Here is a 15059-nt window from a genome sequence, read left to right on the forward strand (position 1 = left end):
GCTCTAGGCCGCCAAGCTGTCGATTCTGGTGCGTAGCATCTTCGCGAGGAGCTTGGTTTGTCGATCAGCGAAACCGATTTCCCCGCATCTGTCCGGCCAGTCGCGTGCGGAGTCAACCATCGCGTCGATCATCCTGGTGGTCGCCCGTGGCCGTATTCCAAGACGTTCACCGGCAATGACAAAGTCGGCCCGACTGAGCCGATTGGCACGACCATAGAGGTTGAGCGCCATGGGATCTCGCCAGCGTAGGTACGGCTGGGTGCACAGCAGGTCGTAGGCCGGAGTTGGCTGCCACACACCGTCGGCGTTGTAGATCGACAGGTTCTTGCCGTGCAGGTCGCCGTTGCCGATAAGCCAGGAAAAGACAACGGTTTTGAGCAATTCAAGGACTGCGGCCGGCTTAGATCCGCCACCTCGCGCACACGCATCGGCAAGTGCGGCAATTGCGGTCTCGGTCTTGATGCGATACTTCGAGGCCGGGTAGATGTCAGTGACCTGACACGCGTCCTCCTGCGCGATACGCGTCGAACCTTTCCTGTCGAATCGCTTCACCAACAAGGCGCTGCGCCCGTCGGCGTCATGCAACAGCGATGTCGTTGCGACTCGCAATCCGCATGCGGCGGCCATCGTCATGAAGAAGTGCTCGTTCTCGACGATCAATGGGTACTGTACGGGGTTGAGCTTGAGGATCGCCGGCCCTGATCGAGTCTGCGTGGGCACCGACAACATTGCGGCGCTGACCTTGGGCTGCACTCCCGCCATACCCACAGGGTCGGCGTCGACCGAACCGGTCAACTTCGTGAAGACCTCCCGAAAATCGGTGTGCTGGTTGGGTTCGAACATTGGCAGCGGTTGAGCCGGCTCGACTCCGGCTGGAACGACGCGAACGTTGCCAACGGTGTCAGCACCGATCGCGAGCAACAGCGTGAGGTGGTCGTCGGCTGACGTCTTTGTCGATGACGTCACCACACCGAGCCGGACTCCCTCCGGAAGCAGCCCGGCGAAGAACGGCGGAACGGCGCCACCGGTGCTGACGACGGGGTATTCACGGGAGCGCAGCAGCGACCATGACACGGATCGCTCACGGATATGAGCCCCGCTCGAGCGTTGAGTGGCGACATAGTCGAAGCTGATCGTGTCTCCGCGTTGGCGAACTAGATGCGCCGCGAGATCGTCATCGATATAGACGTCAGCCTCGGCGATGTTCCGTAGGTCGCGACGGCGAGATGCGGTCATTCAACCGTCGCGCTTACGTCGATATGCAGTCCCAAGACCCCGGCGATTTCGATGACGGATCCAAATTTGAGTGAGCCACTACCCTTTTCGAGCGACTGGACGCTGGAGCGAGACACACCGGCGAGGTCAGCCAGGGTTTGCTGGGTGAGCCGCAGGGCAATACGACGCTCTGCAAACTGCCGCCCTATGCGTGCTATTTCAGGCATAGAGCCATCGGGCTGGGGCTTTGTTCGCCTTGGACCGGCCACGCTGCTCCTTATGCCTGAAATTACATGCATAAACAGCATGCACCACGAAAACGGCCGTCGTCAACCTCTAATGCCTAGTTTTCCAAGCTTAAGTAGCTGGGGCGGGCCAATGAACTACCCTCCGCCGACCAACCGTTCGACATCGACCACTTCACCACGATTGATGCTGACCCAATCACGCCCATCGAGGTACGGGCGCAAACTCCGTCCGATGAGTTCGGCATCGGCCGCAGACTTCGGTCGCTGAAGTTCATAAACGTGCGGCAGCTCCGCCATGCCGGTGACGAGGCTCCACAGCTTCAGGGCGGCATCGCCACTAGGCGGATCCACCAGCACCGGCCCAAACAAGCATTGTCCGTCGATAAAGAGAGTTGGCACGCCGAAGCCGCCCGCATCGACAACGCGCTGGTGCTCAGCACGAACGTCGTCGTGAGTGGTCAGGTCATCAAGTGCCGCATCCAAAACGGCCGTGTCAACGCCGATCTCGCCCAGCAGCCGTCGCGCCACTTCAGGATCGTGCGGCTTGCCGCCAGCCATGTGCAGCTCATGACCGATCGCGGCATACCACCGGTCCAGCAGCGACATATCCGTGCGACGCAGCAGCGCACCGATACGCATCAATGACCAGCCGTACGACCAGTCGCGCTCCCACGGGTGCTTCTTGCCCTCGACGCGGTTGATCTCCTCCAGGCTGAAGAATCGCCAATTGACGGTGATCCCCAACTGCGCGCGGACATCGCGGATCCACACCGAAGTTTGGTAGGCGAACGGGCACATCGGGTCGAAATGAAAGTCCACAACGCTAAAGGGGGTGGTCATCAGGCTATTCTGCCCCCGCAGACCCGCCGAGCAGACGCAAAAGTCCCCGAAAACCGCGGTTTTCGGGGACTTTTGCGTCTGCTCGCGCCACGTTACCCAGCCCTATTTCACGGTGACGTTCGCGGTGAATGTGCATGTCGGCGCCGGATCGCTGCCCACAACGCTCGCGTAGTCGGCAACCACGGTCGTCGTCCCGGTCTTCAGCGCCGTGAATGTCCAAACCTCGGTGCCCGGGGCTCCGATAAGGTCGGTTTTTGCAGGCACATACTCGTGACTGGCCTGCTTCAAGATGGTGGAATCGCCGATCTTCGGGTCATCCGTCCAGCGGAACGGGGTGCTGTGATTCGACCCTAACGACACCTTGAGCGTGTCCCCAACCGAAAGGGTGACGTCTCGGGTGATGGCGCTCTGGTTCAACACGTCGTCCATGGCGACTTCGATGGTCTTGGTCGCCGCCTGACTCTTGCTGGAGCAACCCAGCACCGCCCCTGCTATCAGGGTGACGAGCACGGCACCGGTCACCATGAGCCTGGTCTTCACGAGAACCACCTCTCCATTCTTGGATCCGCAAGCCTAATATTCCACCTCAACGACGGTCCGGAGGTGAGCCACGTGATGATATGGGCAGCAAGACTCCTGCTGGGAGCGATGTTCGCTATCGCCGCAACGGCAAAGCTGGCGGATCGCCCCGGCACCAAGCGAGCCGCTGTGGCGTTCGGAGCGCCGAGCGTAGCCGCCGCATACGTCGGATCTGCAATAGTTGCAACGGAATTCGGTATCGCCGCGCTGCTGCTGACAGCACCGAGATACGGCGCATTGGCGGCGTTGGTCGCTTTGACGGGATTCAGTGCGGCGGTGTCGGTGCATCTCACCCGTGGGCAACGTCTGGAATGCCACTGCTTTGGCCGACTGTCGCAGGGACAGCTCGGCTGGCCAACGCTGGCCCGGAACGGGTGTTTCGCGACACTGGCCGTGTTCGTTGCGCTAAACGGTCAATTTGGTTTGCTCTTAACGTTTTTCGCGATCGTCTTGCTGGGCCTGTGGACCGGTCCCGCGGCGTACCGGCGCCTCAAATCACCCACGACACCCGGTTTGGCACTCGCGGACCGGGCGGGCCGCACCTGGACCTTCGACAGTCTGCTGGAAGCTCGCAAACCGCTGGTACTCATCTTCAGCCAACCGGGATGCGGCGCGTGCGATGCGCTGCTACCCGAGGTCGCCCAATGGCAACAAGACGGTCGCGTCGCTGTCGCACTCATCAGCGGCGGACCCGCGAACCACACTGTGCCGCTGGAACTTATCGACGAGCGGCGGGCCTGGTTCGCCGCGTACAACATCACCGCCACGCCCAGCGCCGTGCTCATCGACGGTGACCGCAAGTTGACCACAGCCCGCGGAACGACTGCCATCAGGGAGCTCGTGAACCGAGCGGAGCAGACCAGGTTCACCCGGCGCGGACTGCTGCGCAACGCGTCCGTCGGCCTGGTCTCCGCCGGCGCCGTCGCCGCGTGCGACTCCGGCAGCAAGCACGCCGACACCAAGGCGCTGGAAGTCGACGGCGCCTGGCTGTGCAACCAAACCTTTGCGCTGTGCACCACCGCGCCGTGCGTGCCATCAACCACCGATCCCAACATCTCGGTGTGCGACTGCGTCGTCGTCAACGGCTACTCGATCGGGTTCAAGCCCTGCCCCGAGCGAAATCAGTCGGGAAACAAGGTGCGGTCGGCATTCTCGACGGTGAACGTCAACGCCAGTTTCGGTGTGCTGCACTGTCCCCCGGGAGTGACATGGGCGAACTGTCTTGACGTCGAGTGCGAGATCGACCCCCACAACCCTGCCGTGGCCAAGTGCCAGTGCCTAACGGTGAAAACCGGCGAGTCGGTGACCTTCGGCGGCGGCTGCGACACCGCCACCTGCACCTCGACCATATGGTCGGCCGCCACTACGGACCTGCCGGCCGTCGCGCAGTACCGCAAAGGGATGGAGCAGCTGGGACAGCCCATAGTCGACTTGCCCAGAACCTGTCCCGCCCCGAAGTAGTTGTCCGGTAGCTTCGATGCGTGTTTGGCATCATCAGGCCCTGTCGTCATCGGCTCGGGGGCGAACTCACCGCGGCCTGGCGAGCGCAGTTGTGCGGCCTGTGCCTGGCACTGCGCGACGACTACGGCCAGGCGGCGCGGATCGCCACCAACTACGACGGGTTGGTGGTCTCCTTGTTGGTCGAAGCGCAATCGCAGGCGCAACCCGCACGGCGGACGGCCGGGCCGTGCCCGTTGCGCGGGATGAAGCGTGCCGACGTGGCAACCGGTGAGTGTGTCCGGCTGGCCGCCGTGGTGTCGTTGGCGCTGGCCGCCGCGCGGGTACATGATCACGTCGACGACCGCGATGGCTTGGTAGGTGCGATCGGGGTGCGGCCCGCGGCACGCCGCCTCGCCGAGCGATGGGTACGCCAGGGCACCGAAACCGGTCACAGCATGGGATTCGATACCCGCGTGCTGGTGGCTGCGATGGACCGGCAGGCCGAGCTGGAAGCGAGCGCAGGCCCGGGCAGCTCGCTGCTGTCGGTGACCGAGCCCACCGAGACGGCCGTCGCCGCGGCGTTCGCCCACACCGCCGTGTTGGCCGGCCGCCCGGCGAATGAGGCGCCGCTGCGTGAGGTCGGGCAACTGTTCGGGCGGGTGGCGCACCTGCTCGACGCGGTCGAGGATTACCGCGACGACGTCGCGCACGGGAAGTGGAATCCGTTGGCCGCCACCGACACATCTGTTGACGAGGTTCGGACCCTGTGTGACGACGCGATGCTGGGTATCGAGCTGGCACTGGCCGACGTGGACTTCACCGACGGACGGTTGCCCCGCCGCCTGCTGACCCGAGAGGTCCGCCGTGCGGTCTCGCGCACATTTCGCGCGCACAACGGAACGCCGCACGGCCGGCAAGAAGGGATCAACTTCGGCAACCAGGCGATGGGCGCTGGCTCCTACCCCGGCATACCGGGCGAGCTGCCACCTGAACCCGTGCCGCAGCGCAAACAGGGGTGCTGGGACATCTGCACCGATTCCTGCTGTTGCGACTGCGGGTGTGACTGCTGCTGCGACAGCTGTTGCGATGGCGATTGCTGCTGTGACTGCGGAGACTGCTGCGACTGCCACTAACCGGCCCGCGTACGGCAGGATGGTCGCGTGTTTGGGCTAGTCGTAATCGTCGCGCTGGTCGCCACCGTGGTCGTGGGCACGATCCTGGGTCGACGCTATCGCGTGGGTCCACCGGTCCTGCTCATCTTCTTGGGTGGGCTGCTCGGTCTGATCCCCCGCTTCGGCAGCGTTGAGATCGACGGTGAGATCGTGCTGCTGCTGTTCCTGCCGGCGATCCTCTATTGGGAGAGCATGAACACCAGCTTTCGCGAGATCCGCTGGAATCTGCGCGTCATCGTGTTGTTCAGCGTTGGCCTGGTGATCGCGACCGCGGTGGCGGTTTCGTGGACGGCGCGAGCGTTCGGCATGGAGTCGCACGCGGCGGCGGTCCTCGGTGCGGTGCTTTCCCCTACCGACGCGGCCGCCGTAGCGGGTCTGGCCAAGAAGTTGCCCCGCCGGGCCCTCACCGTGCTGCGCGGCGAGAGCCTGATCAACGACGGCACCGCGCTCGTGCTGTTCGCCGTGACCGTGTCGGTAGCGGTCGGCGGGCATGAGGTCAGCCCCGCCGCCCTCACCGGGCGGTTTGTCTATTCCTACGTCGGTGGAATCGCGGCCGGGCTGTTGGTCAGCACGCTGGTGACCCTGGTGCGCCGCCAAATTGACGCGCCGCTGGAGGAAGGTGCCCTGAGCCTGCTGACGCCGTTCGCGGCGTTTTTGCTCGCCGAGACTTTGGAGTGCAGCGGAGTGGTCGCGGTCCTGGTATCGGCACTGGTGCTCACCTATGTCGGACCGAAAGTAATCCGGGCACGTTCCCGCCTGGAGGCCTACGCATTCTGGGACATTTCGACGTTCCTGATCAACGGCTCGCTATGGGTGTTCGTCGGAGTCCAACTCCCGGGCGCGGTGCGTCACATCTCCGACGCCGACGGTGGCCTGCGCCGCGCAGCGGTTCTGGCCCTGGCCGTCACTGGCGTCGTCATCGCAACCCGGATCGCCTGGGTCGAGCTCACCACCGTGCTCGGTCGAGCCGCGGACAGGGTCCTCAAGAAGCCCACTCGTCATGTCGGATTCCGTCAGCGCTGCGTGACCAGCTGGGCGGGATTCCGAGGAGCCGTGTCGCTTGCCGCAGCATTAGCGGTGCCGTTGACCACGTCCAGTGGCGCCCCGTTCCCGGACCGCAACCGCATCATCTTCGTGGTTTCCGTGGTAATTCTGGTGAGCGTTTTGGTCGAGGGCAGCACGCTGCCAGCCGTCGTTCGATGGGCCCGGATGCCCGAAGACATTGCCCGCGCTGACGAACTGCAACTGGCCCGAACTCGAAGCGCCGAAGCCGCCCTCGAAATCCTGCCGGAGGTCGCCGCCGAGGTCGACGCCGGTCCGGACGTCCTGAAACGCTTGACAAAGGAATACGAGGAACGCGCCGCGCTCGTCCGCGAAATCGGCGACGACTCGGCGACAAACGATCTGGCCCAACGCAACGATCTGGTCCGACGGGTCCATCTGCGCGTGCTCGACCACCAGCGCCACGCCGTTACCACGTTGCGAAACCAAAACCTGATCGACGACATCGTGTTGCGCGAGTTGCAGCGCGAGATGGATCTAGAGGAAGTGCAACTACTCGACCCCGCCGATACCGAGGCATACGAAGGTAGCGGCTAGTTCGCGCTGCACGGTAGGCGCTTGATCCCATGGAAGAACGACGACCGCAGCCGATCGGGCGGCCCAGTTACCTTCAGAGCCGGCACATTTGGGTACAACTCCTCGAGCATCACCCGCAACTCCAGACGGGCTAGTTGAGCGCCAAGACAGAAGTGCACTCCCCCGCCGCCGAATGCGGCGTGATTGGCGTCGGTGCGCGTCACGTCGAACTCGTCGGCACGATCGAACACTTCCTCGTCACGGTTGGCCGACAGGTAATGCATCAGCACCCAGTCGCCGGCGGGAATCCGTTGTCCACGGATCTCGACGTCGCTGGTGACAGTGCGCCGGAAATGCATCACCGGCGTTGCCCAGCGCAGCAGCTCCTCGACGGCGGGCTTGATCGCGTCCGGGCTTTTGGCCAGCAGCGCCTGTTGCTCCGGGTGTTGTGACAGTGCCAAGATGCCGTGGCTGAGTGTGTTTCGGGTGGTCTCATTGCCCGCGATGGCCAGCAGCAGGAAGAACTCGTTGAGTTGATCGCGGTTGAGTTTTTCGCCGTCAACCTCCGCCGTGAGCAGCGCCGAAAAGATGTCGTCGGTGAGACCGTGCTTGCGCCGGTGGGCCACCAGTTCGCCGCAGTAGGCGAACATTTCAGCGGCCGCCTGTCCAAGCGCCTGGGGTGTGGGTGCATAATCGGGGTCCTCGATGCCCAGGCTGCCGATGGCGTTGCTCCACCGGAAAACCTCCATGCGGTCTTCGGCGGGAACCCCGAGCACGTCGGCGATCACTTGTAGTGACATCTCCGCGGAAATGTCTGTCACTGCGTCGAATTCGCCCTTGCCGGTGATGTTGGCGACGATGTCCCGCGCGACGTGGCGCATCCGCGGCTCCAGGCGCTGCACATTGCGGACGGTAAAGCCCTGGTTGATGAGCTTGCGGAAGTGCACGTGACGCGGCGGGTCAATTCCGGGCAGCATCGCGGAGTTCGGCCCGGCCTCGGCCTTCACCAGGGTGTTGCCGTTGCTGCTGGTGAAGGTTTCGGTGTCGCGGCTGACCAGCCGCACGTCGGCGTGCCGAGTCAACAGCCATGCCCGGGGCAGCTCGTGCAGCTGCACCGGATGAACAGGTGAGTTCAGCCGCAACCGGGTTAGCGCCGCGAACGGGGCGCCGACGACAAAGGTGTCGGGGTTCAGCACCGCGGCGGCGTCACGGTCGGCGGGACTGTCCTGGTTTTCGACGGTTATCGAGCCCAGCGTTGGCACGTTCATGAGGCCTTGACCCCGGCGATGATCACGTCAAGCCCGGCACGGAAACGCGAGGCGGGCTGGCGTTTGCCACGGGCCTCCTCCAGGCTGACCGAGCCCAGCAGATAGGTGTAGAGCACCGTATGTGCCGCGCTGACAACGGCTTTCGCGAGGCCAGCTTCGGCGAGAAGTGAACGGCTGAGCCGATCCAGGCGGCGGGCACGTTCGCCGCCGCCGCTGGTCTGCAGGACGCCGGCGATGCCGGGAACGCCGAGCATCACCTCGCGTGCGGCACAGTAGAGTTCGGTGAGCCGAGTGTCCCAGGGGCCGGCCTGGGGTACGGGGATGTCGGCCAGCACGGACTCGGCAAGCAGATCCAGCGCGGCTTGCTTTCCCGCGACGTGGTAGTAGACCGACGGTACCGCCGAGCCGAGTTCGGCGGCGAGCTCACGCATCGTCACTTGCTGTACGCCGACACGCCGCGCCAGGCTGTGTAGGGATGCCACCACCTGAGCCCGGTCCAGTTCGCCGTATGCCCGCCGCTCCGCGGAGGTCATTCGATCCTAGTCCGAATTAATTCGAGCACTGTTAGAATCTACCTCGATGAGCACGCTGTCGCTAGCCCAGCTGAATGCCTCGTAATGCGGGTCAAGGCGGGCATATTCAGCCTCACCGCTCCCGCGCCGCCCGATGACGACGGTAGTTATCTGCGGTGGCATCTGCTGGATCACATGCCGGAGCAATACCAGCTACCGGGCATCGTGCACGGACTGCGATGGATCGCCGACAGCGAATACCTCGATCACCGGCTGGTTTCCGATGGACCACTAGTTGGGAATGTCGTCCACTACCTCGTCGGTGAACCCGTGCATCAGACCTTCGACGACTTCGTGGCGCTGGGCCGTACGCTTCGCGATCAAGGTCGCTTACCGGTCTGGCGGCCATTGCTGCAAATAGCGGGGTTGCAACTGCTGCAATGGCATTCGACGTTGGTGTCCGCCGAAGTAGTGCCATTCCGTCCGCACCGCGGCGTCCTGCTGATCATCGAGGAGCCCCCCGAGAGGCGGCCTGATGGGTGGCTGGAATGGCTACGCACCGAGCACCATCCGGCGCTGCTTGCCACCTCTGGCGTGGCGGGCGTGTGGACCTTCGGTACCACGACCGCGTGGGACCCCGCGCCCCGGGGGTGGCGCACCGAACCGCAGTACATCACAGTCGTCTATCTCGACGACGATCCGCTTGCTACTGCCGACGCCCTGGCCCCAGTCGTCGAAGGGCGGTGGCGATCGGCATCGGTACGCCCCGTCTTCGCCGGACCGATGCGCACCATGATCAGCTGGGAAGCCTGGCCCTAATACGCAAAGCCCCCCGCGCCACTAGACGTGGCGCAGGGAGGTCTTTGCAACCGAATTAGGTGTGAGCCGGGCCAGGAAGCCCGCCGGGTGCCGGTCCTGAGTTCGGTAATTCACCAGGCCCCGCGGTCCCCGGCATGTTCGACGTCCAGATCAGAATGTCTTGCAGTCCGTCGTTATACACGACACCGTTGGGTGGCGCGCCCGTCACGTCGAAGTACAGGGTGCCCGTCGACTCGTTGCCTTGAGGGATAGGTGCCGGGTTAAGGCCATTCGGAGCCCCGGCCCTCTCGATCAGCCTGTATGTCTGACCGTTGGGCCCGCGGGCGCTGAAGTTTTTAACCATCGGGGTGACCATTCCGCCGTCCGACCTGGCGGTTATGTCTGCCTGGTAGAGCGTTCCCCTAGGGGTATAGCCGGGAATCGCCACGCTGCTGGGCTGCAGGTTGCTCACCGTGTATGCGGTAACCATTGGCCCGCTGATTAGCTGTTGAGTGGTACCGAATCCCTGGATGTTTGGCGCTATAGCGGATGCAGTTGCTGCCGCGAAAGCGCTTACTGCAGCTATTCCCGCGGCACCGATGGCCGTCTTGACGGTGGTGGTTGTGAACTTCACGATGCGCTCCTTCATTTTCGCCGTAGTCGTCGGCGCGGTTGGACAGTGTGGGGTCTCAAACCGCAATACATTGGCATTGCCAAACGATGGCAACCTCAAACGTGACTGCATTGCCCAATACCGTTGTCCGGCCTCGCTACCTGCGCAAAGCGGGCTAGATCATTTTGCGCCGCAACATGGTTCGAGCAACGTCTTTAACATTGGTATCATTTGCCACCACTTTCGGAACGGTGACGGCGCCACAATTGACCAATTGTCGCGGCTGACACAAGCGATTAGTACGACGAAACTTCCCAGGTGCCTTGCGGATACGGCGGGATCTGCCCGGTAAACACGCCATCGGTAAAGCTGCACAGCGTGTCGGAGACAGTTCCCGCGTTCGCCAACACCTTGGCGTCGCTCCCGGGCATAACGCGCGCAACGACGGCCTGCCAGAAATATCCGATGCCGCCGCGCTCATACCATACGAACCAAACGGTGCCGCGCGAGCCCGCCCGAATCAGGCGCCGGAAAGGCAGGTTTGGGTCGTCGACCGAGTCCGTCTTGTTGAACGGTGCGTCGCTATCGGCGATGGGCGGGAGCAGCTCGAGAAGCTCCTGCGGCAATTGAGACACACTCTGGACTTCCTGAACTGTCGTCGTCAGTGTGCACTTCGTGTTGGGAGCCGCCTCCGCGGACACGGCAGTCACCAGAGCTAACGCGACGCCGAGCGCTATCCCCGTCGTGAAGGTCCGTCCGCCACGATGTCGCGTCACAATTAAGAGATTATCGTCGCAGACAAACGAGGAGGCGCATCGGTGAATGCACGCGATCAGGTACTGATCAGCAGCGCCGGACTGGCTGAACTCATCCGGGCTGACGCCCCGATAGCCATATTGGATGTGCGATGGCGGCTCGATGAACCCGACGGCCGTCCGGCGTACGAACAAGGACACATCCCGGGTGCGGTGTATGTATCCCTCGAGGACGAACTCAGCGACCACACGATCGTCGGCCGCGGGCGCCACCCACTGCCGTCGGGGCGCAACCTGGAATCCGCCGCGCGCCAATGGGGCGTCCAACAGGACGCGCCAGTGGTGGTCTACGACGATTGGAATCGGGCGGCTTCTGCGCGAGCGTGGTGGGTGCTCACCGCTGCCGGGATCCCCAATGTGCGCATCCTGGACGGCGGCTTGGCCGCATGGCGATCGGCCGGCAGGAGCCTGGAGACCGGTCCGGTCACGCCGCGACCGGGGAATGTGGCTGTGCTGCACGATGATTTGTACGCCGGAGGCCGACCAACCTTGACAGCGGAGCAGGCCGGCGCGGGGATCGTGACGCTGCTCGATGCGCGCGCACCCGATCGCTTCCGCGGCGACGATGAGCCTATCGACGCGGTCGCAGGTCATATCCCCGGCGCGAAGAATCTGCCAATCGGCGCCGTGCTGACGGGCGACGGAACGTTTGTCGACGACGGCTCGCTCACACAGCTGTTGTCCGAACGCGGGATTGAGCGCGACGCTCCGCTGGGTGCCTACTGCGGCTCGGGCGTCACCGCTAGCGTCGTCGTCGCGGCGCTCGCGGCCCTGGGTTCCGATGCCGCGCTGTTTCCCGGGTCATGGTCGCAGTGGAGTTCGGATCCAACCCATCCCGTTGCCCGCGGCCCCGCTTAGCCGCAACTCACGGGCCCGGCCAGTTCCGCAGGAATGCCTCGGTGACGAGAGCGGCGTTCTCCGCCGCGATCTGCTTGTAAAAGAAGAACTGGAACGGGAAGTCGGGCAGGCGCAGTGGGTCACCCGGCCCGTCCGACATGCCGCGGATTCCCAGGAACGGGACGCCATGCGCACTAGCGACCGCCTGCGCCGCGGCCGTCTCCTGGTCCACCGCATCGAATGCCGGGTTTTGGCCCGTGTCGATCCTCAAGTTGCTGAGCAGACCTTTGGTCAACCACGGTCCGATCGCCTGGAAAAAGTTGCCGCTGTAGAAGATTGAGCGATCCGGTACGGTGCAGGGCTGACAGCCAAAGACGTTGCCGCTGTTGGGGACACAGGGGAACGCCTGGCCATTGTTGTTGTCGCGGCTCATGCCGTCGCCGCCGACGATAAGCTGCGGCTGGCGGTGCAGATCGAGCAGCACGAACTTGCCGAGGCGGTGGCACAGACACAAGGGATCGCCAAGGCGGTTGATGCCGCTCAGGCCGACAGCGAGTGTCTGGGCCGTAGCCAGCATCCCGGGATCGACTGCCATCCATGTCGCGCCGTTGTCGAGAGTCCACCGAGCGGGGACCGCGACATCTCCAATGCTGGTGCGCCCAGCGCCTCCTGCGACTCCCGAAAACACCACGGCACCAACGGCAATGCCGGACGCACACGTGAAGCGTGCCAATGCCGTCTCGGTCGCCTGGGTGGCGTTGACCATGCCGATGTAAGTCATCGCCACGATCACCTTCTTGCCGGCGATCGAGCCGAGGTAAAAATGCCGGCGGTTGGCGATCACGACAGGGTTCGGATCGAGTGCGGTGCGGGCAAGAACGGCGTCAGCTTCGGCCGGAAAGGCGGTCAGTACCAATGTGCGCTGTTCGCACGAGCTCATGGTGACAAAGTCCCCGGACTCGGCAACGGCCACGCCGCCTCCCGCCGCGAAAGCCGCGAGCATGATGAGGACAGCCCGGAACCGCTTGAGCACGATCCCCCTATCTCTGGCGCACTTTCGTCAGTCATGGGATGCCAGAACTCGCTGTCGGATGGGCGTGGCTGAAGCTATTTGGCCATGATTTTGCGCGACACGGCGAGTGCGTGGAGATTCGTTATCGTTCTTTTTGACTAGCGATGTCTCGACGTTATCTACTTGCGATGTCGAAGCCGTTACAGCCGCTCGATGACCAGCTGCGCAAACGCGTGATTGGTTGAGATAGTGCCATCGGGCTTTTTGATGTTTGGGTCATAGAGCTGCAGGCTTATCCCGTCGACCTTGTCGCCGTTCTGGTGGCCGAAGTAATACCGCGTCTTCTTCGCGACCTTCAGGACGCCATTGATGTTGCTCGGCAGCGAATACAGCGGATCTTGAAGGGAAGCCAGGATCTCCATGTCGTTCTTTTCGACATTCCACAGGAATGCATAGCCGGGAGCCGAATACGCCGCGGCCCGCTGCTCGGGGGTCAGCTTCCACCCGAAGGTCGTCAGCGACCACCCATCGATTCGGTAGGTGCCCGGCTCCAGGGTGAAATAGCCGGTGGTCTTGTCGTACTTGATGTACTGCTGCTCATCCAGGGTGAAGTCGTTGAACACGCGAACGTTGAGGCCCGGCTTCATCGGGATATTGCTCAAACCTCGCTCCATGAACGCACCCCACACGCGCGGCTGGCTTACGCTGCTGCCGCCACTGCTGGCGCAGGCCGTCAAAGCCAGCCCCAAAACGAAGACGAGTGGCAACAGTCGGTATCTCATTGATTCCTCCGGTGTTGTGCAGCAGAGCTTTTTCTGTCATCCAATGCGCAAGAGCCATAGCTCGTTCGCCGGTCGGGAAGGATGCCTTGGAAGACGGCTTCGCCAGCTAATGCGGGAAGCCTGGCATTCTGGCGACGGTGTCACCAGGTCAGCCGATAACACTCTCCGACCGTTTGAATCTGCAAGTCGAGGTCACCGGTCAATCTGATACTCACCGAGCCCCATAACCCGCGTGTTGATCATGACCAGCATGGTAAACCGTAGACCGCCGCTAGCTCGCGGCATTAGGCAGTTTGCCAAAGACGCGTGCGTCGAGCTTCCCTTAGAGCTCGACCCCTGAAAGGCTTGCACCGTGGACATCTTCACCGAGTGGCAGAGCGGCGGGAGCACATTGCGCTGGCGGTCGACAACAGCTGCCAATGACGGACAAGAAGTCACGGTGTTCAGCCGCCGTTGCGGCACACCGGGAGCGCCAGCACTGGTGCTGGTGCACGGCTTCCCGACCTCAAGCATCGACTATTTCGGCTTGGCTCGTGAACTGAGCGCGGAGTTCGACATCTTTCTATTGGACTTTCCCGGCTACGGACTGTCCGACAAGCCGCCCGAGCCGTACGTCTATTCGTTGTTCGACGACGCGCGCTTGCTCGTCCACGCGATCACGCAGGTGTGGAAGCTGACCGAATACCGGATGCTTACCCATGATCGCGGCAGCAGTGTCGGCATGATCGCGCTGGACATGTTGGCCGCCGAAGCGGCCCTACCCGTTGACGCGATTGTGACCAACGCCAATATCTATCTACCGCTGTCGAATCTCACCACGTTCCAGACCGCGCTGCTCGACCCGGCAACGGGACGCACCACGGCGGCGGCGACGACGCCGGAGCTGCTGGCGGCAGGCCTGGGAATCAGCACCTTTATGCCGCGGCGGACACTTGAGGACCCGGAGATCGCCGCATTGGCGAAGTGCTTTGCCCACAACGACGGAATCCGCGTGTTGCCCGATACCATTCAGTACCTTAAAGAGCGCTCAGCAGGTGAAACCGGTTGGCTGGAAACGCTTTCAAAAATCCCGCTCAACGTGACGCTGGTCTGGGGCTTGCACGACAATGTCGCACCGCTGCGCGTGGCGAACCACGTCTGGCAAGCGTACCTTCGGGACATGCCCGGTCGAAGCCGCTATTGGGTGGTGCCCAACGCCGATCACTATCTGCAGTGCGATGCCCCTGGGCAATTGGCACAGATCGTCCGCCTTACGGCCACAGGCGAAGACATCTCGCTGCAGACGCTCGGGGACCAGCCCGACGGCGCGGTCCTGGTGGATCAGCTAGGGCCTACTCCGCGCTGATCGCA

General features: G+C 63.3%; 16 protein-coding genes. 6 read left to right on the forward strand and 10 right to left on the reverse strand.

Going from position 1 to position 15059, the window contains the following annotated elements:
* Positions 1-3: 3 nt before the first annotated feature.
* The 4 genes from AADZ78_RS17060 to AADZ78_RS17075 form a co-directional block, all read right to left on the reverse strand.
* Entirely contained in the window at positions 4-1236 is a 1233-nt protein-coding gene (locus tag AADZ78_RS17060) for a type II toxin-antitoxin system HipA family toxin (protein WP_085249994.1), read from the reverse strand.
* Positions 1233-1523 (reverse strand): helix-turn-helix domain-containing protein, encoded by a 291-nt coding sequence (locus AADZ78_RS17065; RefSeq protein WP_308204504.1) that lies wholly within the window; start codon positions 1521-1523, stop codon positions 1233-1235. The genes AADZ78_RS17060 and AADZ78_RS17065 overlap by 4 nt, the downstream gene beginning before the upstream one ends.
* A gap of 75 nt (positions 1524-1598) precedes the next feature.
* Entirely contained in the window at positions 1599-2303 is a 705-nt protein-coding gene (locus AADZ78_RS17070; protein ID WP_085249993.1) for a DsbA family protein, read from the reverse strand.
* Positions 2304-2405: 102 nt separating this feature from the next.
* Positions 2406-2828, reverse strand: coding sequence for a protease inhibitor I42 family protein (locus tag AADZ78_RS17075; RefSeq protein ID WP_085249992.1), 423 nt, complete (start codon positions 2826-2828; stop codon positions 2406-2408).
* Between the two features lie 78 nt (positions 2829-2906).
* On the opposite strand from AADZ78_RS17075, the gene AADZ78_RS17080 reads away from it, so the two are divergent.
* Genes AADZ78_RS17080 through AADZ78_RS17090 form a run of 3 tightly spaced genes read left to right on the forward strand, consistent with a single transcriptional unit; the run spans position 2907 to position 7093 of the window.
* Positions 2907-4343 (forward strand): MauE/DoxX family redox-associated membrane protein, encoded by a 1437-nt coding sequence (locus tag AADZ78_RS17080; protein ID WP_139828631.1) that lies wholly within the window; start codon positions 2907-2909, stop codon positions 4341-4343.
* Positions 4344-4363: 20 nt separating this feature from the next.
* Positions 4364-5455 (forward strand): DUF5685 family protein, encoded by a 1092-nt coding sequence (locus AADZ78_RS17085; protein WP_085249990.1) that lies wholly within the window; start codon positions 4364-4366, stop codon positions 5453-5455.
* Positions 5456-5482: 27 nt separating this feature from the next.
* Positions 5483-7093 (forward strand): Na+/H+ antiporter, encoded by a 1611-nt coding sequence (locus AADZ78_RS17090; RefSeq protein ID WP_085249989.1) that lies wholly within the window; start codon positions 5483-5485, stop codon positions 7091-7093.
* Here AADZ78_RS17090 and AADZ78_RS17095 read toward each other — a convergent pair.
* A complete protein-coding gene (locus tag AADZ78_RS17095; RefSeq protein ID WP_085249988.1) occupies positions 7090-8340 on the reverse strand; it encodes a cytochrome P450 in 1251 nt (416 codons plus the stop codon). The genes AADZ78_RS17090 and AADZ78_RS17095 overlap by 4 nt on opposite strands.
* The gene (locus tag AADZ78_RS17100) at positions 8337-8873 is read right to left on the reverse strand and encodes a TetR/AcrR family transcriptional regulator (protein WP_085249987.1); all 537 of its coding nucleotides are present in this window, start codon (positions 8871-8873) and stop codon (positions 8337-8339) included. Before AADZ78_RS17100 ends, AADZ78_RS17095 begins: the two co-directional genes overlap by 4 nt.
* Positions 8874-8957: 84 nt before the next feature.
* On the opposite strand from AADZ78_RS17100, the gene AADZ78_RS17105 reads away from it, so the two are divergent.
* A complete protein-coding gene (locus tag AADZ78_RS17105) occupies positions 8958-9671 on the forward strand; it encodes a hypothetical protein (RefSeq protein ID WP_085249986.1) in 714 nt (237 codons plus the stop codon).
* Positions 9672-9726: 55 nt separating this feature from the next.
* Here AADZ78_RS17105 and AADZ78_RS17110 read toward each other — a convergent pair whose 3' ends face one another.
* Entirely contained in the window at positions 9727-10284 is a 558-nt protein-coding gene (locus tag AADZ78_RS17110) for an MPT63 family protein (protein WP_085250040.1), read from the reverse strand.
* 275 nt (positions 10285-10559) lie between these two features.
* Positions 10560-10964, reverse strand: coding sequence for a hypothetical protein (locus AADZ78_RS17115; RefSeq protein ID WP_239656709.1), 405 nt, complete (start codon positions 10962-10964; stop codon positions 10560-10562).
* A gap of 117 nt (positions 10965-11081) precedes the next feature.
* On the opposite strand from AADZ78_RS17115, the gene AADZ78_RS17120 reads away from it, so the two are divergent.
* The gene (locus AADZ78_RS17120) at positions 11082-11936 is read left to right on the forward strand and encodes a sulfurtransferase (protein WP_085249984.1); all 855 of its coding nucleotides are present in this window, start codon (positions 11082-11084) and stop codon (positions 11934-11936) included.
* Between the two features lie 7 nt (positions 11937-11943).
* Here the strand turns inward: AADZ78_RS17120 and AADZ78_RS17125 are convergent, their stop codons facing one another.
* Both AADZ78_RS17125 and AADZ78_RS17130 read right to left on the reverse strand, forming a co-directional pair.
* A complete protein-coding gene (locus tag AADZ78_RS17125; RefSeq protein WP_239656708.1) occupies positions 11944-12948 on the reverse strand; it encodes a hypothetical protein in 1005 nt (334 codons plus the stop codon).
* Positions 12949-13127: 179 nt separating this feature from the next.
* Positions 13128-13709 (reverse strand): hypothetical protein, encoded by a 582-nt coding sequence (locus tag AADZ78_RS17130; protein WP_085249983.1) that lies wholly within the window; start codon positions 13707-13709, stop codon positions 13128-13130.
* Between the two features lie 352 nt (positions 13710-14061).
* Between AADZ78_RS17130 and AADZ78_RS17135 the strand changes: the two genes are divergently transcribed.
* The gene (locus AADZ78_RS17135) at positions 14062-15054 is read left to right on the forward strand and encodes an alpha/beta fold hydrolase (protein ID WP_085249982.1); all 993 of its coding nucleotides are present in this window, start codon (positions 14062-14064) and stop codon (positions 15052-15054) included.
* The last annotated feature ends 5 nt before the right edge of the window (positions 15055-15059 follow it).

Source organism: Mycobacterium riyadhense, from assembly GCF_963853645.1.
Classification (GTDB): Bacteria; Actinomycetota; Actinomycetes; order Mycobacteriales; family Mycobacteriaceae; genus Mycobacterium; species Mycobacterium riyadhense.

Coding starts and splice junctions, on each gene's coding strand:
- AADZ78_RS17060 (WP_085249994.1), bottom strand. CDS start 1,236: ATGACCGCATCTCGCCGTCGCGACCTACGGAACATCGCCGAGGCTGAC.
- AADZ78_RS17065 (WP_308204504.1), bottom strand. CDS start 1,523: ATGCTGTTTATGCATGTAATTTCAGGCATAAGGAGCAGCGTGGCCGGT.
- AADZ78_RS17070 (WP_085249993.1), bottom strand. CDS start 2,303: ATGACCACCCCCTTTAGCGTTGTGGACTTTCATTTCGACCCGATGTGC.
- AADZ78_RS17075 (WP_085249992.1), bottom strand. CDS start 2,828: ATGGTGACCGGTGCCGTGCTCGTCACCCTGATAGCAGGGGCGGTGCTG.
- AADZ78_RS17095 (WP_085249988.1), bottom strand. CDS start 8,340: ATGAACGTGCCAACGCTGGGCTCGATAACCGTCGAAAACCAGGACAGT.
- AADZ78_RS17100 (WP_085249987.1), bottom strand. CDS start 8,873: ATGACCTCCGCGGAGCGGCGGGCATACGGCGAACTGGACCGGGCTCAG.
- AADZ78_RS17105 (WP_085249986.1), top strand. CDS start 8,958: ATGCGGGTCAAGGCGGGCATATTCAGCCTCACCGCTCCCGCGCCGCCC.
- AADZ78_RS17130 (WP_085249983.1), bottom strand. CDS start 13,709: ATGAGATACCGACTGTTGCCACTCGTCTTCGTTTTGGGGCTGGCTTTG.